A 15,509-nucleotide genomic window follows, 5' to 3' on the forward strand; every position below is an offset into this window, starting at 1 on the left:
TAACTGTGTGATTGGTTTTTGATTAACTGTTCGTGAGTTATCTTACACGCTTTGAGTAATCGCTGTTCAATCAGTTACGTTAATATCTATTGCTGTTTCTTAACTATTTGTTGCATTGATAATTACCTGTCTTTAGATAGATGCTCTCTGTTAAAGTAAAGTTTTAAACATAAACATTAGTTTGATTTTTAATCTTGTGGCTAAAGACAATATTCCTAAGTCGAAGATTCCAGAGGCCCTTGATGCTCTTCGCGCTTTGGGTGCTAAGGAATTAGATGATATTCCGGCACGAGCGGCTATTAAAAAGATGCGCCGTCAAATTGAACGGGTACTTCGCCTTGGCTATAGCTACGAGGAAGTTTCTTTTACTTTAGCCCCTTTGGATATCAATATCAGTCCTGAACGTATCCGTTATTTACTTAACGATATTCGTCGATCTACGCGCAAAAAGTCAGTTACTCCTCCTAGTCAAGAGGATACCAGTACACAAGTTATTGATGAGCCGGCTTTAGACGAGAATTCGGGGATGGAGCAAAGCAGTAGTCAGCCTGTTGAAAAATCTGAATCGAAATCACAACCTAAATCGAAACCCGCTTCATCAAAATCAACAACTACTAAAACTCCTAAAACGGCTAAAAAGCCCTCTGATGTTAAAGCTCCAGAGAATCAAAATTCCTCTCGTCCTGCTTTTGTGCCTCAAATAATTTCTGATGAGGATTTGTAGATGGTAGTTAAACCTAAACAATCGGCTGACCAAGTTCAGGAAAAAAAGGCAACTGAAGACCCAAAAACTCTTGGGCGCTTGGTGTTGGTGACTGGGGATAAAGGCGGGACTGGTAAAAGTGTGGTGGCTAGAATCCTACTCGACATTTACCGCCACAGAAATATTAACTGCATCGCTTATGAGTGTGACCAGTCTAATCCTCAGCTTTATCGTCACTACAACAAGGTTCAACCAGGGGTACAAACGCTCAAACTAAATCAGCGTGGTGGTGCTGATGCGTTACAGGATGATTTAAAGCGTTTATCTCCTCAAGTTTCCCTTGTGGATCTGCCTGCTGGTGCTGCTGAGTATTTCGAGTCAGTCGCTAAGGATATTTTTCTGTTTCAAAATGCCCAGCGTTTGGGTTATCGCATCACTATGGTGTCCGTGCTAGGTCGGGTTAAAGATAGTTTATTGCAGTTAAAACGGCTGGTGGATTTCTGCGGTGACAAAGTTGATTATGTAGTTGTAAAAAATCTCTACTGGGGTGATGAACACAAATTTACTCGCTACAACAATTCTAAGATAAAGCAGGCTGTAGAAGCGCTGGGGGCAACTGAACTGTTATTGCCTGAGTTATATGACGATATTTTTGACCTCGTTGACTCTAAGGATCTTACCTTCCGGGAGGCGCTAGAGCATGACGATTTTAGTTTGAGTAATCAATCGAGAGTTTATGGCTGGATTGATGCGGTTGAAACTGAGTTTTCTAAAGCGGCTGTACAGTTAGGGTTAGAGTAATGGCTGTAAGTAATGGTAATGGCAATGGTGCGGTATCTCATTTAGATAGGTTGCTGTCAGAAAAGCCGCCTGAGTTTCAAGCGAAAGTCTTACGGTTTGCGCTTGATTCTGGAATGAAACAAGATGACCCAGCATTTAGGTTAGTGCAGTACATCGGTTATTTGGCGCAACTGACAGAAACTGCACCAAATGATTGGAAGTTGTTATTTGAAAATTTACAGGTAGAGCTAAACGAATGGAGTCAACTGACGGCGGAGCAATTGAAGATTCAAGCCGACCACACGGAGAATATCAAAAATCTAGCGACCAGTTGCAATCAGCTAGGGACAGCCTTGAGCGCATTAAATCTAACATCTCAGCAACAACTCAAGCAATTGACGAGCTTAACCAAACTCTCCGAGAATTTGAGCAATATCTCCCCCAGGCAACCAGAGACATTGAGCCAACCGTTACAAGAACAATTGAACGAGATTCAGACGGGAATATCTCTATTGAACCAAAAAGACGCGGAATCGGTCGTTAAAGGTTGGACTAGAGCTATTAGAATCTGGCTTGTCTCTCCGATCTCATTTTTTATTCTGTTTTGGTTTTATTCACACATTTTTCCGATCCCTACTCCTATTGAAACTACCGAGTCTCTACAGAAAATTTTGCAGAATACTGATTGGAGTAATGCCAAGCTTCAACGGGTTGAAAAAAAGTTGCGGACTGATCCTAACCAATGATCTGGTAGGATAGCAAAATGCAGCAAAACATTTAGAATTGAAATTTATAATACACAGTACAGTCTAGTACTTATTAATTGGGTAGTTGAACCACTATTAAGCGGTAAAATAGGAACTTATCGGTTTGAGCAGTATTTCGAGATTACCTGTTGGGTGTCCAGGATCAAGTTGATGTATCTATGGCCGATTGCATAACAAACCAGTTTTATTGAGTTATTAGTCAACTAGCTGAACCAAAATGTACTGAGACGCTTGCTCATTCCAAATTTGATTATGTAATATTCAATCCAAGTTGCTTAAGGTATCTGAACTATGAATGAGAATACTGATCAAAGTCGCAGTTTTACAGTTGGTAATGTGGGGGGGGATTTTAAGCCGATTGGTTCAGCGATGATGTCGGATAATGTTGAAATTAGCGGTACAGTTGCCGAGTCCATCAACCAACTACCTGTCTCGCCAGATCCCAACAAACCAGGCATTAAAGAACTATTGTCTCAACTAACTGAGGCAATCTCCACCTCACCTGACATAAATGATGAGGACAGAACTGAAGCTTTGGAGCAGGTGAAAACTTTAGCTGAAGCAGGGAAAAACCCTGACGATGGAGCTATGAAGAAGATGGCAAGAACAGCAGTAAAAATATTACAAGGAACAGTTTCCGGCTTACCTGATATTGTAAAGCTGACAGATGTATGTAGCAACTTGTTACCTTTAATTTCCAAATTTTTTGGACTGTAATCATTATTCTTTTTAAACTGCCACTCTAACTTAAAACGCATGTACTTCTTAGGTTCAATTTTATTGAGGTGAAGCAAATGGCAAACGAGCAGCATATTACCTTGCTGCGGCAAGGCTTCAAAGTTTGGAATCGATGGAGGCAGCGGAATCCTCAAAGTATTCCTGAACTTAAGGGAGCGGATTTAAGAGGATTAAAGCTCTTTGAGATAAATCTGAGTGGAGTAGATATAAGTGAAGCAGACTTCAGTGGAACTTCACTCTTCGGAGCAAACCTTAGCAGTGCTAACCTGTTCAGAGCCAACCTTAGTACAGCAATTCTTCAGGAAACTGACTTTAGTGGAGCAAGTCTCATTGAAGCTAACCTAAAAGGTAAAAAACTCCCTCAAACAAATTTCAGTAATGCAAATCTCAGCAGAGCAAACCTCAGTGGGGCAAAACTAAGTGCTGCATATTTCAGTAAGACTAACTTTAGTTTAACGAATCTCAGTGGAGCAGATTTTAGTGGACTAGATTTAGTAAGTAATACTTTTACTGGGGCAAATCTCAGTAAAGCAAACCTCTGTAGTGTAAACCTCAGTGGTACAAATTTAACCAGCACAGACCTTCGCAGTGCAAATTTGTGCAAAGCCAACCTCAATGCAGCAAACCTTAGTGGAGCTAACCTTAGTGAAGCAAACCTCGAATATACCAATCTACGACAAGCTCAGATTCAAGAAGCAATCATTGATGAAAAATGGTATATAGTTTGGGACATTCTTAATAATGACGCTGATGAGCGATATCTTCAAGGTATTGATCTGAGTATGGCTGACCTTACAGGAGCCAATCTTTGTGGAGCGATCTTAAGTGACGTTAAGCTTAGGGGAACAAAGCTTAATAAAGCAAATCTAAGTATGGCAAATCTTAGAAAAGCTGATCTTTTCGAGGCAGACCTTAGGGGAGCATGTCTTAGTAGAGCAAACCTTAGTGAAGCTAACCTAAGATATACAAAATTACACCATACCCAAATTCAAGAAGCAATCATTGATGAGAAATGGTATATAGTTTGGGACATTCTTAATAATAGTGCAGAAGGACGAAATTTTAGCGAAGCTGACTTTAGCGAAGCTGACCTTAGTGAAGCTATTTTCAAAAATGGAAATTTTAGCCGAGCAGATTTTAGTAGATCTATTCTTAGTGGAGCAGATTTTAGCTGGACGGATCTTAGCAGAGCAAATTTAAGTAAAGCAAATCTTACAAGAGCAAATTTTAATTGGGCAGACTTAAGCAAAGCTGATTTTAGCGAAGTGCTTGAATTTGGCTCAATAACCTGTATGGGTGCTAATTTTAGCGGTACAAGTTTTCGTAACACAGAAATTCTCTCGGATTCACTCAATGATTTTCAAGAAGAAGGGGCGAATTTTAATGAAGCAAAACTCGATGAAGCGAATATTATAATTTGTTGTCATGGTATAGCTCCAGTTCAAGATAAAAAAGAGTTTTTTGAAAATCTACTTTCTTGGAAAAATCAGGAAGATTTTAATGAATTAATCAAAAACTCACTTTCATCATCTACACAAAGTTTTATACCTGGTATTTTTTTGTATACGGATGAAGATGATAAATTATCTCTTTATATAAGAGAACATTTTGATGCTTTAGACAAGCTAACAGGAGACTGGTGTACTATCTATCTTTTAGAACATCCTTCTCCAAAATGGAGACAAGCCAACAATAATTGGAAACAAAGAATCGAATCCAGTTTAAATCCAAGGTGGTTTAAAAGTAAACCCTATGACAAGTCTGAAGCATACGATATAGCTAGACAGTTGAACGTAGAGTCAAGCAATATTCCATGTCTTGTGCTGATTTCTCCTACAAACTTATCAGAAAAATTAGTACTACAAATTAAAGAAGTATCGCCTGACTACTTCCGTAAACTATTTTCAACACTTGAAAAATTAGTAAAGAGCGTTAGCTCTAAAGGACTGAAGCAAAAAGAGTCAAGTTCTCAAGTTTTTGATCATCTAAAAATTAATTTTAATCAAATTGTAAATTTTTTAGAAAAACATGCAAGCAAGGAAGAGGAAAATGCTAGTACTAAGTATATTCTGAAAGGTGATAATATCTTTGTTTCAATTGAGCCTGTTAATATAGGCAACGTCAACTATAACGAGAAAATTGAGGGTAATTATATTCAAGGAGACTACACCGACCAAAGTCGCAGTCTTACAGTGGGAGATGTAGGTGGAGATTTCAAACCAACTGGTTCAGCATTAGTGGCAGATGGTTTTAAAGTCAGTGGTGTAGTTGCCGAATCTATAAACTTCGACCAGGATATGCTTAAAGTAGATGAGCTTCAGGAACAACAGGACAAAAAATCTTTAAGCAACACCTATAAACCTGATGAATTCAAATCAACAAGTAAAGTTGTTGCAGTTGTTGTTGTATTCGCTCTCATTACAGCTTTGGCAGCATACATTTTCTTTCAGAGTAGCTCATCTAACCATCCTGAGTCTCGTCCATCTCAAGAGCAAAAAATTAAAGAGCAGCCAGTTCAGTAGGGTTGTAGAAGTTGATTTAGCAAGGCTATTATCGGGACTTAGACAAAAATTAAGTCCAAATTAAGTCCAAATAAAGCCCAAACTGGCTTTACAAGCAGCAAATACGTCACGGTTGAGGGTTAACCAATCGAAAAATCGATAAGACATAGGCGATCTTATGGCTTCTATTGCTTCAGTAAAGGTGTTCAAAGATTTGTTTGCCCACCTACATCTCAAGCCTCCTGTCATTTGATGCCAAAGAATAAAAGTATAGGCACAAAAAACCAAGATAAAATGTCTAAGCAAACTTTTTTATCTCGGACTTGATATTTTTTTAGCCCTAAGTTAGGGCTTCAGTCGTATTACTTAAAAAGCATGATCAGAGTAACGTTACTCTGATCATGCTTTTTAATCCCAGTCAGTTTGTGCTAACTGCGATGGCGTTCCTGAAAGCGTAGCTCCCCGCACCATGTTCTTAAATTTTGTTAAGTGTGCATCAAACAGTAGTTGGATTGTGCCTGTAGCCCCATCGCGGTTTTTAGCAAGGATAATCTCTGCAACTCCTCTATCTTGCGTATTTGGATCGTAATATTCGTCACGGTACAACATGATTACTTTGTCCGCGTCCTGCTCAATCCCGCCGCTGTCACGTAAATCTGAGAGCATGGGGCGTTTGTTATTACGGTTTTCTACTGCTCTTGATAGTTGCGATAAACACATTACAGGTGTTTGTAACTTCATTGCTAAACGCTTCAGTCCGCGTGTCAGCTTTTCTATCTCATTGTTTCTGTTGCCCCCACCGTTACCATCCATCAGTTGCAGATAATCGACGACAATCAAACCCAAATCACGGCGCTCTTGTGCCATGATTTTACGACACTCAGATTCTATATAGCTCAGTGATGGGTCTGGACGGTCATCAAGGTAAACAGGTAGCTCTGATAGTGTACCGATGCCCTGTGATAGTGGCTCCCATTGTTTGTTAGAGATGCGCCCAGTTTTCAAATAGCCGCTTTCTATGCCAGCCTCACCTGAAAGCGCACGCATGGCAATCTGTAGCTTGGACATTTCCAGACTGAACACGACAACTGGAAACTGATATGCTTGGGCTAGATAAAAAGCTATCTGAGCCGCAAACGCTGATTTCCCCATTGCCGGACGACCTGCAACGATGACTAAATCATTGCGGTTAAACCCGCAAGTCATTGCATCAAGATCATAAAAGCCTGTGGGAATCCCAGGTAATACCTTACCTTGGCTGCGGTCTTCAATATCCTGAAACAGATTAATCACCACTTCGGAAATGTGGCTGGCCCCCGCAGTGTCAGATGATCGCTGCAACTCATAGATAAAGTCCTGTAATTGTGAGAAGGCTTCCTCTAAGGGGGTTTCTTCATTGGACTTGTGCTGCAACTCACTGGCAAGGCTTGCCAGTCTACCTAGTTCCCGGCGCTTCCATTTTTCCACAACCAGACCTGCCAGCGCATCAATGTTAACTGCTGATACTGTAGAGTCAACCAGCGATGCTAACTTGTTTCGCCCGCCGATAATTTCTAACAAACCATTATCAGCTAAATAATTCGTGATCATCAACAAATCTGTGGGCAATTCTTGGGCATTAAGTCTCTGCGCTGCATTGTATATACGACCATGAGCGCTGATATAGAAGTGGTGCGGCTTCAAAATGTCGCGGACACGTTCTATGGCTACTGGGTCAAGCAAGATGCCCCCAAGTATCGCCTCTTCAGATTCAATGCTCTGTGGTGGTAGCTTATTCGCTGTCGTAGCAAAAGGAATTACGTTGTCGTCACTGGCGTACATATTAATCTCTGATTTCGATTAGGTCTAAATTTTTACAGTCATACACCCGCAAAAAAGAAGGGTGTAGGGGGTAGGGTGTAGGGTGAAACCTCATCAAGTTTCTTCACAATTAGGTCGCAGCGCTTGGGACGGGTCTAAATTCTGACCTTATACCCCACACCCCACACCCCACACCCCACACCCAGCCCTGAAAGGGCTTTGTCAATCGGGAATATCTACAAATCTTTCAGGAAACTTGGCGCTTGCCCATTCGTACCATTTGGCAGATACTTTATGCTTGCAAAACTGAGATAGTCCCTCTGAGAGGAGCATACTGTAGTAGTGATCGTGCATCCGTGCCTCCCATCTGGGAAAATCATACTTCTTGCGCTGTTTCTCTACTTCTGCGGGGTCATCAGCAAAGTTGCTAATTTTGCGCTCTAATTTCCTGCAACCCACTTTCCATTGCTCAAATAAGCAAAATATCTCTGTACTACCTTCATCTTTTTTAGAAAGCACTGTAGTCACGTATGGGGCAACGTTGTTAATGTCTTTACCTTGCGATCGCTGATAGGTCTGATAGTAAAGCAGGAAATCTACTTCTTTAATTGGGTCATCGCTGAAAACCAAAATTTGAGAATGGTTCTCACGCGCCGCGCCGGAATTTAGATCCTCATGAGTGGATTTCTCGTTAGTTGCAAAGACTTTCTCTTTATTAACAGCGTAGTGATTATCTGGAAGTGCTTTTTCTTGGTCAATTTCTTTGTTCCTCTTTTCCTCTTTTTTTTTCCCTCCATCGCTCTTAGAGGGATTGACTTTATTAGAGGTATTTAAGAGGGAATTACTTTCTAGCTCTGTCAGACCTACCCCCCTAGCTCTGTCAGACCTACCCCCTAGCTCTGTCAGACCTACCCCCCCGTTCTGAGAGACCTGGGTAAGGGTAGGTCTGTGTGAGCTATCCGTACAAAAGTCTTTAATAATCGGTATAGGATTTGACCAATTCCGTCTAGGCGCAACACGATAAATGCAAGTTGTACCGGGGCGAGACTCTTTGATAATCAAGCCATGTGTTGTTAAAGTCTTTAGCGATCGCTTGACCTGCGCTTCCGACATCCGACAACCTGCCGCCATGTTCTTATTGCTTTCAAAGGCTTCTCCCTTGCCAGCACGTCTTACGATTCGGCTATATATACGAAATGAATATGGATCAAGCCCAAAATCGTCTAATTCTTTGTGGACAAAAATAAAATTAAAATCATCTCTGTCGTCATGTGCTACATAGCCATGCGCTTGTTCTACATTTCGAGAGTTCATCATGTTACATTCCGAAGTATTTGTAATATTTCGGATAACTCCCTTGCAACGCGAACGCAGAACTGCTTATCATAGAGTCAGCGATCGCGGTTCCGAAAAGTCCTACCACAGACAATTTCGTTTCGGAGTTACCGCTTGTGTACAGCCAAATAATCAAGAAACCCGCTTAGATTCCCGTCCGAGCGGGTTTCTTGATTGGAACACGGGGCAAACATTTGGCTAACTGTCTGCCCTTTGGCTCTCTCATATCCTTGCCCTGTGGCTTTTGGATATTACACCCAGTTTCACGCTTTACTGGGACGGCGTTTTTGCCTATCCAGGCTCCATTGCTCTCCCGCTTCAGTCTCCACATCCGCAAGTTCGCATAATCAACCCCGTAGGCGGGGCAACTGTATATATATATATTGTTTTAACCGCTCGTCTATATCGTTTCGCCGCTCTGTTATGTCCTGTGGCTGGTCGGTGTTGATCATTTATCCTCCTTGTCTTCTTTAATTTCTTCTGGTGGAACCCAGTAAATTAACTCGCTGGGCTGGACACGGTAAAAATCGCAGATTTTGTTTAAAGCTGTAACTTGTGGTATCCAATCAGGATTATCGTATAAGTTGTAAGCGGTACTGGGTGCTATACCCGTATCTTTTTGAAAGCGATAGCGAGTAATCCCCAAACCGTCTACAAATTTCTTGACTTGGTTCCTTATAGGCATTCAGTAACAATAAACGGTTATCAATACAACCATTTATCATTGCTAATTTCCAACCGTTAGTAAATGCCAATCGATTTATATTAATGAGCGCTTGACATTAATGAGCGGTTGTAGTTAATATCATAGTGTCCGGGTTATCGATACGTCAATAGCCCGGACACAGTTATCTAGCTATAAACACAGATTATCTGTATTGCGTCCGCTCTATATCTGCGGTCGTGGTAATTGTGCGCGGGAGCATCACAAGCGAGGATTCATGCATATCAATTTACGCAATTTAGAAGCAATCAACGAACTACCTCTTGAGAAAGTAATACTTAATCAAAATCAATTACGAAGGTTAGAAGCAATAGATCGCTGGCTCAGAGAAATCCGAGATTCGGAAGAATTCAGACAACTAGAATACTCTCCAGATGTGATGATAGGGGATGCAATACAAGCAGTGGGCGAACTACTTGACGAACACGAACATTGTGATTTCAAGCCCTTGAATTTTACTTATCCAGAGTGGCATTCATATCTAGAACAAAAGCCAGTAATGCACATTCGCCGTGTGATTCCTTGGCGTAAAAAGATTAACTCATTCATACTCGATGCAGCATCAGAAGTAGCAATTATGAGCTTACTAACTACTAGTTTTATGGTTGTTGGTACTATCTTTTGTCACGGCGTTGACCGCATTGAACAAAGCAAAGGTGAGGAATATCAGCCGACATGGATTTACAACGCCAAGATTTTTGAAGGAAGCGCCATTGCCTCTATATCGGTCTTCCTGGGTGCAAGCTTAACGGGCGCGTGTGTCGCGGGAGATAAAAATGATGATTGATAAAGAGCTTGTAGGATGCGTAACCCTCCTAAGCAAATCCAAAACCTACAGTATCGATGGCGCTCTCTATCGCTATCTCTATAGCAACGACAGTATCAACCACACACAATATTATTTCCGTCCTTTACCGCGTCAATCTAAGAGTGCTGACTTAAAGCTCAATCGGGACAAAGTGCTAAGGCGCTGCTACGAAGTGCCGAGCTTATATAAACAGCACACAGCAGAGATAACTAACAACTCAATACAGTTGAGTTTGTTCTAAGTTCGAGCGAGAAATCTTGACCAGAAAGCGCCATAACCGCTCTAACTAGGCTCAAAGGGGCGTGTACGTGGGGGTAAACGAGAAAGTGTCAGTATGTCTTAAAAGCTGACAAACCTTGTTATTACGTGGTTATAGCCGACAAACTTTGGGTTTTAAAGCCCGTCCAAAGTCCAAGATCCAAGGTTATTGATAGTCGTCAGACTCAGGACTATATCAAATACCTCGAATCAGACTCAGGGCTATATCAAATACCTTGGCATAACCGGATGTCCAGTTAATTTTTGACCAACTTAAAATTTGAATACGGAGGTAATGTGACAACAAAAGTATATTCAGCTAAGTATCGCCACCTGAAACAGATTTATCAGCGCGAGATGGGTAAAGAAATTTCAGATATCACTTGGTATCGAGTAGTAGCTTTTCTCAAACAACGTTTTAGCTTAGATGTGGAATCAGCTTCGGCCCAAAAAATAGTTGAGACATTTGCAGGAATTCGGCGGCGTTACGGTGCGCTAACCCCTGCTAGCAAAGGATTTAATGAGCGCTGGCAGGTTTTCAAGCACTTCTATGAGTTAGACACTAGCTACAACGGCAAGAGCTTTTTAGTAGCGCTGGCAGACTATTTAAAAATCAATCTTGACGATGTACCACGCAGCACTCGTTACTACTGGTTTGAGAAAGCCGGACTATCTTTCAGCGCTGAGAATACTTACCAATGCAAAGATTTAGCACTTGTTGCGTTTGTTGCTGCTAAATGGGCAATCAACAGACGACCGCAACCAATGAAATCTGCAACCACCGAAGTTTTAACATTAGCCCTCTAAGGAGCAATCATCATGTCTGACAAGTTTACTAATAACGTCCGCGCTCGTTTGTACAAACAGGGTTATCAAGGATTCACTAAGGACGATTACACAACGGCTGCGCTTGCTGTCGAGTGCGATGACCTTGACAATCCCACCAAAGAGCAATTGAGCCAAGCCGTTGACTATCTAAAAGGAAAAACAACCAGTCGATTATCTTTAATTGATGAACCCATTGAAGAAACCTTGACAGTAGAGGCAGAAGAAGAACAGCAAGAGACTGATCTTCAAACAGGGGCGCTGACCGTGCAAGAGCCAGAGAATCAGATTGTGCTGACTGAGCAGGAAAAGCAATCCCTCGTTGCAGATATTGCACAGGGCGCAGGAATTGAACTCAAAGCGGCGGATGTGAAACAGATTACAGTATCCATCGCTTCCACCTTCGCATCTAGAAAGGAGTTAAACGAGGCGATTTTTAACGCCCTCGTCCACTTCGCAAAGGAATTCAAGAATCAAGAAGTATCCAAAATCCGACGCAAAGCCGAAGAAATCAGGCAAACACTGGCAGAGATGGACTCGGTTGCAGGCAGTGAACTGACCCAGATTAAGCAAGCGATGGAGGCAACCGCCCTCGACTACAAAAGCCAGTTTGCAGACCTCGCGTTATCTTTCGCCGGAATCATCGATTAAGGCATCCGGCAATCTTACTTACAAGCATTTGTTGATTGGGCTTGTGGGGATACCATTGCTAATTGCACTCTTTGCCCCCCTGTCTCAATGGTTTATGACGGAATGTTGCACATACAGGAGTCAAAAACGTGAAGCATATCAAGAATATAGTCAGTAAGCACGGCAGAAAACTGGAAGCAAGGGCTGAGAAATTAGGCGTTGCTGATAGCTTAATCATGGGTTGCATCAATGGTGACGATGCCGCACTGACCAAAGTAGGGGAAATGGGTAACGAAGGTGAGCGCATCTTAACCATCATGCCCTACATCACAGATAACCTCAATGCGTTCATCAAGGGCACTGAGGAGTACAACAAAGGACTAGCAGAGATTTACAAGCAAGCTGGTGCGTCTGGTATTGCTCTCGACAAAGCCAATGCTGATTTAACGATCGCTAATTTAAAGTACGGTCATGAGCGCTCAGAAATCGGATTGAAGCTGTCCAGCGACCGCACACTAGAGAATCAGCGCTACAGAGAAAGCATCGACCTAGTTAAGCTCAAGGCTTACATCGACTATCACATGAGTAAGGTTGACCATCTGGCGGCTGCTAAATCGCAGTTAGCGCGACCCGTGAAGGCACAGCTAGACGCTGATAGGACTTATGAAACGGAAAAGGCAAAACATCTATTGACTTATGGCGAAGGTTCAGACCTTGATTTAGTACCTCGTAAGTCATTCACGACTAATAAATTAGTGCAAGCGTTCCGTACTGCTGTTTCTACGATTTTCGAGTAGTCAACATAGCAAAATCCCCTACGAGTTACCGCTCAGTAGGGGAAATCAAAATTTGTCATTAGAACAATGTTAGATGAACTTAACACCTCACTGCAAGACGGGGACACCGAAAAATCACTTGACTATCAAGATTATCCTGATACCGCGTTTACCCAGGATGAACAAGAAGCTATTAGAAGATTCAAAGCGAAGGAAATTGAAAAGCTTAATCGCAGTCGCGCTGTTCTCAAAGGAATTGAATCTTGCGGCTGGGGTGTTACTTCCTATTGCTTGGCTAAGTATTTAGTAATAGCTACAGGCTCGGCTGGGCTAATGCCTGCGGTCGCTATTGTGTTGGGAATTAATCAAATACTTAATCGTGATTTATTGGAGTTCACCGTAAACAAGTCTCCTGAAGGATGGGTTTTTACGGACATGGATAAGGCGATAAAATTTCTCTTTCAAACAATATTTGGATGCTTCATCCTCTGGACTGCTATCGGCGATTTCTACACGACAATGCAGAACTCACACAAGACTTATGACAACATCAAAGCGACTGTAGAAGACTTTAACCGTCTGCCAGAATCAGACAAAACTATTGTATTTATGGTGGGTGCATTGGTGGCAGGCGGTGTTGTTTACGGCATCCACAAATCCAAGTCATGAAGGCTCAATCCCTACTAAAAGTTGGCGCTGTCACAGCTTTACTTTTGGGGCTAGCAAGCGCTTATTACTATGGGCAGACACCGCACCCTTATCAATTTACTGAAGTGCGATTTTGTCCTACTACCGCGAATAAACGGACATTTGGGAAGTACTATAACAAACCCACACAATCACAATCGGCGCTTGATAACAAATACTGTCGTTTCAAGTACAGATTGCTAACAGAAGTATGGAAGTTACGACAGTTTAATGATGTTGTGTCTCTCCCTGACGGTGCTTTCATTACGTCAGATTTAGCTCCATCGGAGAATCCTAGTTTATGGTTATTAGTCGCGCCTGCTTTTGTCTGGATGGGTTATTACTGCTGGGCTGCCAAAGATGAGATTGATAACGAGTCAAGTTTTCAACGTTTGGAATATTTTAAGACAGCTATTAAGCGCCAAGGTTTAATTACTAGGACTGAGCGCGATTTGCAGTCACATGAATCAGAGCGTATTAAGGACAAGCATAAAAAGGACATTGATAGACGCGCTGATAATTTGTTAGTCAAAGAACGCTATATCTCTCTTGAGGAATTGCAGCAACAGTATCAGCGTCAGTCAGAGCTTGAGGATTTACAGTTTGATAACACTAAAAAACAGTTTGCGGTCGCTGATTCTGTAGCTGATAAATCTATTGCTGAGAATCTGCGAGACAAGCGCAAGGCGGACGCAGAAAACATCAATCCCAGTAGTGAAACATCTCAGGCTCCACAAGGCACGAGCGCCCAAGAATTAGTTCAACTTTTGAAAAATCATGAGGGTGGCTGGCTATGGGATGTCATTGAATCAACAAAACCAGTTTGGGTGTTGGGAGGTCAAGGCAGTGGTAAAAGCAGTTTTGCGGCATCAATTGTTATGTGTAGGAAGGCGATTTTTGATTGGAACATTACATCAATCGTTGATGCTCATGGACATAAGAACAGAGCTAAAGCGTGGAAGTTATTGATACCTTTGGAGCCAGAATTAATCGGCGAACGTAACGATTATTTAGCTATTGGTGAGGCAATGGATGAAGCTGTTCAACGTTGGAGCGACCGCACAGAAAACGATACCCCTATTCAAACACTTTGGGATGAATTGACACAGCTTTCTATGCAAGATGATTGTAAAGAATCAGTCAAAAGATTTGTGAGACATTCACTTACTGACGTTCGTAAGGCTGCCGAATATCTAGTTTGCATTGCTCATGCTTTTACTAATGCCGCCAGTGGTAATGCTGAGGGTTTTAATGACTTAAGGCAAACCGAAACTATCCAAATCAAGCGCAAGTCAAAGAATGGTCGCGCACCTCTAAACCATGCTGAAATCAGTGGTCTTTATGATGACGATGGAAATTTAATTGAAGATAAACGCGTCACAGTTCCAGACTGGTTTTATCCTGATAGCTTGCTTAGATTTATTAGTAATCGTTAGATAAATATTTCTCGTGAGTCACAAAACCGGAAAAGTTTGTCGATTAAAAATAGTGAGGGATTTAGATTTATGCACCCAATTGAGTTTAAGAAAAAGTGGCAACTAACTTACAACGATTTAGCACTCGTATTAGGTTACGAAAATGATTACACTGTCCGTTGTTGGGCGATAAAGGGAGGTCACAAACGTAACCCTTCAAAAGTGGTTTATGTAGCTTGTCGCCTTCTAGATGAAAAATGGTCGGCTGAGGGAAAAGTTATAGATTGTTACCTTTGATAATTTATATACACGTCTCTGCTCCTCATAGAAATAATTTGACCAAAGCTAGAGTATGGGGTGTAGTAATTCAAAGATTTATTGATGGAATGGCACTTGTTTTCTATTTTTTCTGACACCCCGTTTTTTCCGCACTTCACTGCTAATTAATTTATTGAAATAGCTGAATACTATGCACCCAATTGAGTTGAAGAAAAAGTGGCAGTTAACTTACGACGAGCTAGCACTTGTTTTAGGTTATCAAGGTGATTATACTGTCCGTTCTTGGAATATGAATGGAAGGCACAAGCGCAACCCTCAAAATGTTGTTTATGTTGCTTGCCGCCTCCTAGATGAAAAATGGTCAGCTGAGGGTATTGGACTTTGGACAAAAAGAAGAAGTTCGCGAGTGTGACTCGCGAACTAAAAACTACGCATCATAAATTACACCAGTTATTTTTCAAACTGAGTCCAACTGAGTTAAAC

Annotated in this window: 18 protein-coding genes and 1 pseudogene; 15 read left to right on the forward strand and 4 right to left on the reverse strand. The window is 41.7% G+C overall.

From position 1 onward, the window contains the following. The first annotated feature begins 196 nt into the window (after positions 1–196). The 5 genes from H6G97_RS26695 (at position 197) to H6G97_RS26715 (ending at position 5,510) form a co-directional block, all read left to right on the forward strand. Entirely contained in the window at positions 197–724 is a 528-nt protein-coding gene (locus H6G97_RS26695) for a hypothetical protein (protein WP_338421851.1), read from the forward strand. After that, positions 725–1,504, forward strand: a complete 780-nt coding sequence (locus tag H6G97_RS26700) for a P-loop NTPase family protein (RefSeq protein ID WP_242055250.1) — start codon at positions 725–727, stop codon at positions 1,502–1,504. It begins immediately after the preceding gene. After that, positions 1,504–2,229 (forward strand): DUF6753 family protein, encoded by a 726-nt coding sequence (locus tag H6G97_RS26705; RefSeq protein WP_190943607.1) that lies wholly within the window; start codon positions 1,504–1,506, stop codon positions 2,227–2,229. Before H6G97_RS26700 ends, H6G97_RS26705 begins: the two co-directional genes overlap by 1 nt. A 312-nt stretch (positions 2,230–2,541) precedes the next feature. Further along, a complete protein-coding gene (locus H6G97_RS26710) occupies positions 2,542–2,967 on the forward strand; it encodes a hypothetical protein (RefSeq protein WP_190943608.1) in 426 nt (141 codons plus the stop codon). Between the two features lie 77 nt (positions 2,968–3,044). After that, positions 3,045–5,510 carry a pentapeptide repeat-containing protein gene (locus tag H6G97_RS26715; RefSeq protein ID WP_190943609.1) on the forward strand — a complete coding sequence of 822 codons (2,466 nt, stop codon included), beginning with the start codon at positions 3,045–3,047 and terminating at the stop codon, positions 5,508–5,510. Positions 5,511–5,570: 60 nt separating this feature from the next. On the opposite strand, the pseudogene H6G97_RS26720 reads toward H6G97_RS26715, so the two are convergent. From H6G97_RS26720 to H6G97_RS26730, 3 genes and pseudogenes are all read right to left on the reverse strand, one after another. After that, positions 5,571–5,833, reverse strand: a pseudogene (locus H6G97_RS26720) (IS701 family transposase); the annotation flags it as partial. Positions 5,834–5,897: 64 nt separating this feature from the next. Next, the gene (gene dnaB / locus H6G97_RS26725) at positions 5,898–7,310 is read right to left on the reverse strand and encodes a replicative DNA helicase (RefSeq protein ID WP_190943610.1); all 1,413 of its coding nucleotides are present in this window, start codon (positions 7,308–7,310) and stop codon (positions 5,898–5,900) included. A gap of 201 nt (positions 7,311–7,511) precedes the next feature. Then, entirely contained in the window at positions 7,512–8,606 is a 1,095-nt protein-coding gene (locus H6G97_RS26730) for a hypothetical protein (protein ID WP_190943611.1), read from the reverse strand. Between H6G97_RS26730 and H6G97_RS26735 the strand changes: the two genes are divergently transcribed. Further along, complete coding sequence (locus tag H6G97_RS26735) at positions 8,605–8,826, forward strand: hypothetical protein (protein ID WP_114085507.1); 222 nt, start codon at positions 8,605–8,607, stop codon at positions 8,824–8,826. The genes H6G97_RS26730 and H6G97_RS26735 overlap by 2 nt on opposite strands. Before the next feature lie 246 nt (positions 8,827–9,072). Here the strand turns inward: H6G97_RS26735 and H6G97_RS26740 are convergent, their stop codons facing one another. Then, the gene (locus H6G97_RS26740) at positions 9,073–9,309 is read right to left on the reverse strand and encodes a helix-turn-helix domain-containing protein (RefSeq protein ID WP_114085508.1); all 237 of its coding nucleotides are present in this window, start codon (positions 9,307–9,309) and stop codon (positions 9,073–9,075) included. 256 nt (positions 9,310–9,565) lie between these two features. On the opposite strand from H6G97_RS26740, the gene H6G97_RS26745 reads away from it, so the two are divergent. The 9 genes from H6G97_RS26745 to H6G97_RS26785 all read left to right on the forward strand — a co-directional run bounded on the left by H6G97_RS26745 (position 9,566) and on the right by H6G97_RS26785 (position 15,438). Next, positions 9,566–10,135, forward strand: a complete 570-nt coding sequence (locus tag H6G97_RS26745; protein WP_190943612.1) for a hypothetical protein — start codon at positions 9,566–9,568, stop codon at positions 10,133–10,135. After that, complete coding sequence (locus tag H6G97_RS26750) at positions 10,125–10,397, forward strand: hypothetical protein (protein ID WP_242055252.1); 273 nt, start codon at positions 10,125–10,127, stop codon at positions 10,395–10,397. Before H6G97_RS26745 ends, H6G97_RS26750 begins: the two co-directional genes overlap by 11 nt. Positions 10,398–10,711: 314 nt before the next feature. After that, positions 10,712–11,221 (forward strand): hypothetical protein, encoded by a 510-nt coding sequence (locus H6G97_RS26755; protein WP_190943613.1) that lies wholly within the window; start codon positions 10,712–10,714, stop codon positions 11,219–11,221. A 12-nt stretch (positions 11,222–11,233) separates the two neighbouring features. Continuing rightward, positions 11,234–11,890 (forward strand): hypothetical protein, encoded by a 657-nt coding sequence (locus H6G97_RS26760; protein WP_190943614.1) that lies wholly within the window; start codon positions 11,234–11,236, stop codon positions 11,888–11,890. Between the two features lie 128 nt (positions 11,891–12,018). After that, positions 12,019–12,666: a hypothetical protein gene (locus H6G97_RS26765; protein ID WP_190943615.1), complete on the forward strand. Its 648-nt coding sequence runs from the start codon at positions 12,019–12,021 to the stop codon at positions 12,664–12,666. A 66-nt stretch (positions 12,667–12,732) separates the two neighbouring features. Further along, entirely contained in the window at positions 12,733–13,314 is a 582-nt protein-coding gene (locus H6G97_RS26770; RefSeq protein WP_190943616.1) for a hypothetical protein, read from the forward strand. Beyond that, complete coding sequence (locus tag H6G97_RS26775; RefSeq protein ID WP_190943617.1) at positions 13,311–14,768, forward strand: hypothetical protein; 1,458 nt, start codon at positions 13,311–13,313, stop codon at positions 14,766–14,768. The genes H6G97_RS26770 and H6G97_RS26775 overlap by 4 nt, the downstream gene beginning before the upstream one ends. A 69-nt stretch (positions 14,769–14,837) precedes the next feature. Beyond that, complete coding sequence (locus H6G97_RS26780) at positions 14,838–15,044, forward strand: hypothetical protein (RefSeq protein WP_190943618.1); 207 nt, start codon at positions 14,838–14,840, stop codon at positions 15,042–15,044. A gap of 172 nt (positions 15,045–15,216) precedes the next feature. Beyond that, positions 15,217–15,438, forward strand: a complete 222-nt coding sequence (locus H6G97_RS26785; protein ID WP_190943619.1) for a hypothetical protein — start codon at positions 15,217–15,219, stop codon at positions 15,436–15,438. Positions 15,439–15,509 lie beyond the last annotated feature (71 nt).

Source organism: Nostoc flagelliforme FACHB-838 (assembly GCF_014698065.1).
GTDB lineage: Bacteria > Cyanobacteriota > Cyanobacteriia > Cyanobacteriales > Nostocaceae > Nostoc > Nostoc flagelliforme_B.